The following is a 2,335-nucleotide window of genomic DNA, read 5'->3' on the forward strand; positions in this document are numbered from 1 at the left end:
TAGGACTTGACCTCGATCTTGCGGGACTGGGCCTCGATCCTTTGGGCAGGCGCACGGTGAGGATGCCGTCGGCCAGCTGGGCGTCTATCTTCTCGGCGTCGGCGTCCGAGGACAGGGTAGTGCGGTAGGCGAACTTGCCGCGCCGACGGCGGAGCATCGCGCCCGACTTCTCCCGGAGACCTCCCCAGGTGCACGGGTGAAGGCAGGCGAGTAACTGCTCGGTCATGGGGACGGTGAGCGGGATCATCTCTGACCGAGCAGATCCTGGTGATCGCGGGCCTCGCGCTGATCGCGTCGATGGCGCTGAACCTGGCCCGCGGCGAGACGTTCATCGCCGTCTTCAACGCCGCCGTCGCGTTCGCCATCGCCGCGATCCCGGTCGGGCTGCCGACGGTGGTCACGACCATCCTGGCCTGGGGGACGGAGCAGCTCGCCAAGGCCGGCGCGATCATGAAGCGGCTGGCGTCGACCCAGACGCTCGGATCCACCTCGGCGATCAACTCGGACAAGACCGGCACGCTGACGCTGAACCAGATGACCGCGATCCCGCTGGTCACCGGGCTGGAGCTGATCGCCCTGGTCGGCATGGTGGACCCGCCCCGCCCCGCCGCCAGGGCATCGATCGCCACGGCGAAGAAGGCTGGGCACGCGCCAGGATCACCGAAGCACGGCAAGGACCGTGAGCACCCACCCCAGTAGTGCCGCGACGGGACCGAGGCCTATAATCGTCTGCTTCTCAGCGGTCCTGTCGTGCCCGAATATGTCACCGTGTCCGGGAAGCACAGTCTCGTAAGAGCTGCTCGTACTCTCCCGGCGTGGAGATCCAGTCGTAGAAGCGCTTGCCGACAACGAACAGGTGTATCTGGTTTGGAGGCGAGATCCGGCGAGATGATCCCCCTTGGCCGGCCACGGCGACGGTGAGATGGCGGCGGCGCCCCGTGGTCAGCCGCCGGCCTCCCGCAGCCGCCGTCGAGACGCCTCGACTTCGGCCTCCGCCGCGGTGCGGTCAGCCCAGGCGGTGTCGCGGACGCCCTTGCCCGGTTCCAGCTCTTTGTAGACGGTGAAGAAGTGGTGGATCTCCAGCCGGTAGAACTCCGGCACATCCTCCAGCTCACGCAGGTGCTCCTGGCGCGAGTCGCCGGCCGGGACGCAGAGGATCTTGTCGTCGCCGCCCTTCTCGTCGGTCATCCGGAACATGCCGACCGCGCGGCTGCGGATCAGGCAGCCGGGGAAGGTGGGCTCCAGCACCAGGACGAGCGCGTCGAGCGGATCGCCGTCCTCGCCCAGGGTGTCCTCCACGAACCCGTAGTCGGCCGGGTACTGGGTCGCGGTGAACAGGGTCCGGTCGAGCCGGATCCGGCCGGTGTCATGGTCGGCCTCGTACTTGTTCCGGCTCCCGCGCGGGATCTCGATCACCACATCGAACTCCATGTCGCGTCTCCGTCCTCGATCGCCCGGCGCAGGTCCTATGGTGCCCGTAGCCCAGCCCGTGATCTTGACATTAAAGGGATGTGAGCGAAAGGCAAACGTCTGCCCAGCACAAGACTCCCACGGGATAGTCAGGACAATGGCATCCGAGGCAGGTCCCCGCTCTCCTGTCTCACCGAAGTTGTGTCAGGTCGCCGTATGGTCACCTTTGACATGGCGGCCGTGGCCGCCGGTTCAGCCGTCCACCGCCCGGACTTGACAGCCCGGAGGTTCTGGTCAATTTTGATAAAACTCAATATTGGTACCATCGTGGTGACTGAGCATGACTGACTTCATGACTGCCGCGCAAGCTGCTCAGCGCCTCGGCATCAAGCCCGCGACCCTGTGTGCCTACGTCAGCCCCGGCGTGCTCGGCCGGAGTAAATCTGCGGACGGACGGGGTAGCCTCTTCGACCCGGCCGAGGTCGAGCGGCTGGCCCGGCGCGGCCGCCCGGGGCGCCCGGCTGGCGTCGCGGATATCACGATCAAGTCGGCCATCACCGTGATTACCGCCGACAACCTCCGCTACCGCGGGCTCGACGCTACCAGGCTCGCGGTCAGCCACACTTTCGAGGAAGTCGCGGCGTTGCTCTGGACCGGCGAACTGCCGTCCACGCGGGCGACGGCGCGGCCTGCCGCCGGGCCCGCCTGGCGGGCGACGGCCGCCGCGATGGCGGCGGGCCGGACCGCGCAGACTGGGCTGCCGGCCGGTATCCTGCCGCTTGAACGGCTCCAGGTCATTGGCCTGCGATCGCAGCGACCGACCCGCTGCGGCTCCAGCTCGATCAGTCGGCCGTGCTCGCGGCCGGGCGGAGCATCATCGCCGGCATGGTGGATCGCCTGCCCCCGGCCGGACCCGTCCGGTCCA

4 protein-coding genes are annotated in these 2,335 nt (G+C 67.9%); 2 read left to right on the plus strand and 2 right to left on the minus strand.

The window, feature by feature from the left end; genetic code table 11:
* Positions 1-226, minus strand: a 226-nt coding sequence (locus tag VMD50_RS22075; RefSeq protein ID WP_325430710.1) for an Hsp20/alpha crystallin family protein, incomplete at its 3' end; no start/stop codon positions are given.
* Between the two features lie 41 nt (positions 227-267).
* Here VMD50_RS22075 and VMD50_RS22080 point away from each other — a divergent pair.
* A complete protein-coding gene (locus tag VMD50_RS22080; RefSeq protein ID WP_475448092.1) occupies positions 268-699 on the plus strand; it encodes a hypothetical protein in 432 nt (143 codons plus the stop codon).
* Positions 700-942: 243 nt separating this feature from the next.
* Here the strand turns inward: VMD50_RS22080 and VMD50_RS22085 are convergent, their stop codons facing one another.
* Complete coding sequence (locus tag VMD50_RS22085) at positions 943-1,431, minus strand: inorganic diphosphatase (protein WP_325430712.1); 489 nt, start codon at positions 1,429-1,431, stop codon at positions 943-945.
* 319 nt (positions 1,432-1,750) lie between these two features.
* Between VMD50_RS22085 and VMD50_RS22090 the strand changes: the two genes are divergently transcribed.
* The coding region (locus tag VMD50_RS22090; protein WP_325430714.1) for a citrate synthase at positions 1,751-2,335 on the plus strand (585 nt) is incomplete at its 3' end.

This window comes from Mycobacterium sp., assembly GCF_035506235.1.
Lineage (GTDB): Bacteria > Actinomycetota > Actinomycetes > Mycobacteriales > Mycobacteriaceae > Mycobacterium.